The organism is Alicyclobacillus pomorum DSM 14955 (genome assembly GCF_000472905.1).
Lineage (GTDB): Bacteria > Bacillota > Bacilli > Alicyclobacillales > Alicyclobacillaceae > Alicyclobacillus_A > Alicyclobacillus_A pomorum.
Genome location: NZ_AXAR01000002.1, coordinates 288,306 through 294,890, shown reverse-complemented (window position 1 = coordinate 294,890; position 6,585 = coordinate 288,306). Strand labels below are relative to the sequence as shown.

The window sequence follows — 6,585 nt, the reverse complement described above, 5'->3', positions numbered from 1 at the left end:
TGCATGTATTAGGCACGCCGCCAGCGTTCGTCCTGAGCCAGGATCAAACTCTCAAATAGAATTTGGTGCTCATTTCGAAAACACTTGCGTGTTTTGAATCACTCTCTGCGCGTGTTTAGTTTTCAAGGAACCACTCTGTATTGGAGCATCGACCGGAGTCTCCGCCCCGAGACAGCTCAACTATATTACCACATTCCACTCATTCAAGTAAAGCGGAAATGTTTGGTTTTGCTGTCCGACCGCTTCACTCGTTGTCGAAGCGACGTCGAATAATATAGCACGGTTTACACACGTAGTCAATAGCCTAGATAAAAATTCTTATTACAAATTGCGATTTCAATTCTTGTGGGGCAGGAACACTGTTTTCGCACACGTTCTCTGACGACGTGTATGACGCCCAAATAAAAGTCGGTTCCACATCGGTACAACCAATGTACCTCACATGGAACCGACTTTTTGGGTCATGAGAATGTGTTACCGACGACCCACTACGGAGTTAAAGAACAAGTAACCGATGCCCATCACGACGGCCAATCCAAGAAACATGGCGGCCTGATGGATGATGAGTTGCTCTAACGGACTCACTGTTCATCACCTGTGCCTTTCATCCGCTGATTACCTGATTCAATGTACATCACCCGTGCAAGTACGGATGCGGGATGGTTCAATACACGCTGCACTTTAGATTACTCTTCATCGTCGTGGTTGACAACGCGTGCCACGGTGGCGACTTCTTCTCCCTCAGGAACGTTAATCAATTTCACGCCTTGTGTATTGCGGCTGAGGGTGGAAATTGAGTTTACGTGAATTCGAATGGCCACCCCTGCGTTGGTAATAATCATCAAATCGTCATCCGAATGCACCATCTTCAAACCGACCACATAACCGTTTTTGCCAGTACAGTGGATGGTCTTGATGCCTTTGCCGCCTCTGCTCTGCACACGGTACTCATCGGATGGTGTCTTTTTTCCATAGCCGCGGCTTGTGACGACCAAAACATCCATGTCAGGGTAGACCACGTCCATACCAATGACTTCGTCGCCTTCGCCCAGGTTAATGCCCTTGACACCGGTGGCTTGCCGTCCCATGCTCCGCACATCCGTCTCGTGAAAGCGAATGGACAAGCCGTGTTTTGTTGCCATGATGATGTCCTGCGTGCCTTCCGTGAGACGAACGCCAATCACTTCGTCGTCCTCGCGCAGGTTGATGGCAATGATACCGGACTTCCGTACGTTCGCGTAGTCCGACAGTGGCGTCTTCTTCACAATGCCGTTCCGCGTAGCAAAGAAGAGGTTCAGGTTTTCACTTTGACCCGGGTCCATGGACCGAACCGGAATCACGGCCGAAATTTTTTCGTCCTGGTCAATCTGAATGAGGTTGATGATGGGCAGACCCTTTGCCTGACGACTGTACTCCGGAATTTCGTACGCTTTCAATGCGTACATCCGGCCCTTGTTCGTGAAGAACAACAAGTGATGGTGCGACGATGTGATGTACATGTGTTCCACGAAGTCCTCTTCGCGGGTACCTATCATCGTCATACCGCGACCTCCGCGCCGCTGGCTGTGATAGACCGTGACGGGAATTCTCTTCACGTACCCAGCATGAGTAATGGTAATGGCAACGTCTTGCACAGGTATTAGGTCTTCTTCGTTGATTTCGCCCTCAGCTCTCACAATGCTGGTGCGGCGCTCATCAGCAAATCGTTCCTTGATTTCAAGGATTTCCTTGCGAATGACGCCCATGAGCAGTGCTTCATCCGCGAGAATCCCTCTCAGTTCAGCAATCAGTTTCAGTAATTCGTTGTATTCATTGTCAATTTTCTCTCGTTCCAAACCGGTCAATCGCTGCAGGCGCATATCCAGGATAGCCTGTGCCTGTTCATGGCTGAGCGAAAAACGCGTCATGAGTCCTTCGCGAGCGATATCGGTGGTTTCAGAAGCACGGATCAGCGCAATGACTTCGTCAATGTGATCCAGAGCAATCCGCAAACCTTCCAGGATGTGTGCACGCGCTTCCGCCTTGTTCAGGTCAAACTGCGTCCGCCGCCTGACCACATCCTTTTGGTGCTCCAAGTAGAGGTGTATCATATCGCGCAGATTCAGGACCTTCGGTTGTCCATCCACCAGCGCCAACATAATGACACCGAACGAGCTCTGCAATCCCGTGTGTTTGAATAGGTTGTTCAGGACAACTTGCGGCTTCACGTCTCGGCGCAGCTCGATGACGATACGCATACCGTTTCTGTCCGACTCGTCCCGCAAGTCGGTGATACCGTCCAATTTCTTGTCACGAGCAAGTTCAGCGATTTTTTCAATCAATCGCGCCTTGTTTTGTTGATACGGAATCTCGTTGACTATGATTCTCGTTTTGCCGCCGGGGGCTTCCTCAAATTGTGTTTTCGCCCGGATGGTAATGGATCCACGACCTGTACGAAATGCGTTGTGGATTCCATCCGTTCCGAGGATGATACCCCCCGTGGGAAAGTCTGGTCCTTTGATGACCGTCATCAGGTCATCAATGGAGACATCCGGGTTATCAATCATCATCACGACGCCGTCAATGACTTCCCCCAAGTTGTGAGGGGGAATGTTCGTTGCCATACCTACGGCAATACCGGAAGACCCGTTGACGAGTAAGTTCGGAAACCGAGCAGGAAGAACAAGCGGCTCTTGCTCGTTCTCATCGTAGTTGGGACCAAAGTCGACGGTCTCTTTGTTAATGTCACGCAACAATTCCATCGCAATCTGAGACATGCGTGATTCCGTGTAACGCATTGCAGCTGCAGAGTCACCGTCGATGGAACCGAAGTTCCCGTGCCCGTCAACGAGGACATAGCGCGTGGAAAAATCCTGTGCCATGCGAACGAGCGAATCGTAGACCGCAGCGTCGCCGTGAGGATGGTACTTCGCCAACACGTCACCTACGACGCGTGCGGATTTCTTATACGGTTTGTCGGGTGTCATGCCAACTTCGTACATCGCGTACAAGATTCGGCGATGAACAGGCTTCAAGCCATCTCGTACGTCAGGTATGGCTCGACTGACAATGACGCTCATCGCATAGTCGATGAACGAGTTTTTCATTTCCTGACTAAGTTCAATGGGCAGTACTTTGCTGCTTGTACCGTCTGCCAATGAGAGTCACTCCTACCGAAACTGTCGTACAGGGTTACCGCAATCGCGACAACCTCGGTGATAATCCACGTCTGTCAAGTTCTCTATATATCGAGGTTTCGGACGTATCGAGCGTGGGCCTCGATAAATTCGCGTCTCGGTTCAACTTTGTCGCCCATCAGGGTGGTGAAGATCATGTCGGCTTCCATAGCGTCTTCCATGGTCACCTGCAGCAAGGTGCGAGCTTCTGGATCCATGGTCGTTTCCCACAATTGGTTCGGATTCATCTCACCCAGACCTTTGTACCGCTGGATATTGACGCCTTGTCGACCGATTTCCTGCAATACAGATTCAAGCTCCCTGTCGGAATAGGCGTACCTGATGGATTTGCCCTTCGTAATTTTGTACAGCGGCGGTTGTGCGATATATACGTAGCCGGCATCAATCAATGGTTTCATGAAGCGGTAGAACAACGTCAGCAACAGTGTCCGAATGTGACTTCCGTCAACGTCGGCATCCGTCATAATGACAATCTTGTGATACCGCGCTTTCGTAATGTCAAAGTCATCGCCGATTCCGGTACCGAGCGCGGTGATGATGGCACGGATTTCCTGGTTGGATAAAATCTTGTCTAATCGAGCTTTTTCCACGTTGATGATCTTTCCGCGCAGGGGGAGAATCGCTTGGAAATTCCGATCCCGTCCTTGCTTCGCAGAACCGCCTGCTGAATCACCCTCGACGAGGTACAGCTCGCTGATGGAGGCGTCCTTCGACGAGCAATCGGCCAATTTCCCAGGCAAAGAACTGACCTCCAAGGCATTCTTTCGCCGGGTTAACTCGCGCGCTTTGCGTGCTGCTTCCCGTGCACGCGCTGCCGTCACCGACTTTTCGATAATTTTCCGGGCAACACTCGGATTTTCATCGAAAAACACCTGCAACTTGTCGCCAAACAGACTTTCCACAATACCGCGGACTTCGCTGTTGCCCAACTTTGTCTTGGTCTGACCCTCAAACTGCGGTTCCGGAACTTTCACGCTCACAATCGCCGTGAGACCTTCGCGTACGTCATCGCCCGTGAGGTTGCTTTCGTTCTCTTTCACGATGTTGTTCTTTCGCGCGTAGTCGTTGATCACCCGCGTCAAAGCGCTCTTGAAGCCAGATTCGTGCGCGCCGCCTTCATGGGTGTGAATGTTGTTGGCGAATGAGAACAGCGTAGTGGAATATCCGTCGTTGTACTGAAGCGCAATTTCCACCGTGACATCGTCCTTAACCCCTGTCACGTATACCGGAGTCGGGTGCAGAACATCTTTGGATTTGTTCAAGAACTCGACGAACGCAGCGACACCGCCGGAGTAGCAATAGGTCACCTGGTTGTCTTCTCGCTCGTCTTCGTAAACAATCTCCAAACCTGCGTTGAGGAAAGCCAACTCACGCAATCGATTTTGTAGCACGTCAGCACTAAATTCGGTGGTCTCAGTGAAGATCTGCGGATCCGGCTTGAACGTGACCGTTGTGCCGGTTCGGTCGGTCTCACCGATGACCTTTAAGTCGTACTTCACATTTCCACGTTCAAACTCTTGTGTGTATATTTTACCGTCGCGATAAACGACAACTTTCAGCCACTCAGACAATGCGTTGACGACGGACGCACCAACACCGTGTAATCCACCAGATACCTTGTATCCTCCACCGCCAAACTTGCCGCCGGCATGGAGAACCGTCAACGCTGTTTCAACTGCAGGGCGACCTGTTTTGGGGTGAATTCCAACTGGAAACCCTGCACCGTTGTCGCTCACGGACACGCTATTGTCCTTGTGAACGCGAACAACGATTTTGGTACAGCGGCCGGCGAGTGCCTCGTCCACCGCATTGTCCACGATTTCCCAAACGAGGTGGTGTAATCCCCGCGCGCTCGTGGAGCCAATGTACATCCCAGGACGTTTGCGTACGGCTTCAAGGCCCTCTAAAACCTGTATTTGCGATTCATCGTAGACTTGATCAGGCACAAGTTTCCCTCCAGGTCCTAACAGTGAATTAACATGAAAAAAAGAAAGGCAGTCAGCGCGACGAACGTGTTATACGGATTCGGAGTCGGCCTTGCCTCCGTGATCAAGAATATTCGCCCGTTTTTTTAACGTCAGGGAAGAAATCGGCGAGTAATACAGTTTCTTTTCCGTTACGACGAACGACTTAATGTCGCCAACTTCAACGACTTCTATCGCGTCGTTATGCTTCGCATACTCGATAAATCGTGCGGTATACGGGCTGGTCTGCACATGTATATCAAAGATCCCAATGATATCTTTCATGCGAACCATGGTGTCTCCACCGATATGTATGAACACAGAAACACCTACCCCTCATTCTGTATTATACCAGAACGTACCTGAAACAAACGTACATCGTCGTGCAGCTTGTCGCGCAACTGAAAAAGACTGGTTGTAGTAACAATTGTTTGTACCTTCTCACTCATATTGAGAACCAGGTTCTTCTGCCGAGTGTCGTCGAGCTCCGACAGGACGTCATCGAGTAAGAGGACTGGGTATTCGCCGACTTCCTGGCGGATGAAGTCTATCTCAGCCAACCGGAGGGCTAGCGCGATGGTTCGCTGTTGACCTTGACTCGCGAAGGACTGAACGGGTTGTTCGTTGAGATAAAACACCAAATCGTCGCGGTGCGGTCCAACGGTAGTATGACCGTTGTGAAGATCTGTGTTTCGTTTTTGCGCGAGCGCCTTTAAAAACTGCTCCACAATCAATGGCTTCTCTTGCTCCCCCTCGAATTCGACTCCAGGGATAGAGCACTCGTACTGAAACGTAAACGTTTCCCGTCCATCCGCAATGGAATTGTAAATGTCTGCGGCCAACACCTTCATCTGCTCAAGGAACCGGAACCTGCGAAGCAACACTTCACTACCGTGTTCTGCAAGTTGTTCATCGAGAATGTCGATGACGTCCGACTGGTGAGGTCCTTGCTTCAACAGGACATTTCGTTGTTGCAACACGCGTTGGTATTGGCTCAGGTGATACAGGTACTTCGGGTGCGTTTGACCGAGCTCCATGTCAATAAACCGACGTCTTCCTCCTGGCCCGCCTTTGACAAGTTGCAAATCTTCGGGAGCGAACAATACAACTTGGAAATGACCGACAAAATCCGTCATTTTCGCCTGATTAACGCCGTTCACACTGGCCTTCTTGGAGCCAACCCGAAGGGCGATGTGCAACTCTCTCGGTCTATCCCGAACCACGATATTCGAACGAATGTCCGCATGGTCTTGTCCCCACATGATACAGTCGCTGTCCTTATGTGTCCGGTGGGATTTTCCCATCGCAAGGAAGTAAATCGCCTCGAGCGCGTTCGTTTTGCCTTGCGCGTTTTCCCCGACAAACACGTTGAGGGACTTTGCGAAATCGAGTTGCAGTTGGCTGTAGTTGCGGAAGTTGCTTAATGTTAACGTTTCGATACGCAT

The 6,585-nt window shown here is 50.8% G+C and carries 4 protein-coding genes and 1 rRNA gene; all 5 read right to left on the bottom strand.

The genetic code is table 11. The features are described from left to right. Positions 1-59, bottom strand: a 16S ribosomal RNA gene (locus YWK_RS0103660); the annotation flags it as partial. A gap of 627 nt (positions 60-686) precedes the next feature. Next, the gene (gyrA, locus tag YWK_RS0103650; RefSeq protein WP_026963735.1) at positions 687-3,137 is read right to left on the bottom strand and encodes a DNA gyrase subunit A; all 2,451 of its coding nucleotides are present in this window, start codon (positions 3,135-3,137) and stop codon (positions 687-689) included. A gap of 83 nt (positions 3,138-3,220) precedes the next feature. Beyond that, positions 3,221-5,122, bottom strand: coding sequence for a DNA topoisomerase (ATP-hydrolyzing) subunit B (gyrB, locus tag YWK_RS0103645; RefSeq protein WP_026963734.1), 1,902 nt, complete (start codon positions 5,120-5,122; stop codon positions 3,221-3,223). A 69-nt stretch (positions 5,123-5,191) separates the two neighbouring features. Continuing rightward, entirely contained in the window at positions 5,192-5,461 is a 270-nt protein-coding gene (gene remB, locus YWK_RS0103640; protein ID WP_026963733.1) for an extracellular matrix regulator RemB, read from the bottom strand. A gap of 8 nt (positions 5,462-5,469) precedes the next feature. Further along, positions 5,470-6,585 (bottom strand): DNA replication/repair protein RecF, encoded by a 1,116-nt coding sequence (recF, locus tag YWK_RS0103635; RefSeq protein WP_026963732.1) that lies wholly within the window; start codon positions 6,583-6,585, stop codon positions 5,470-5,472.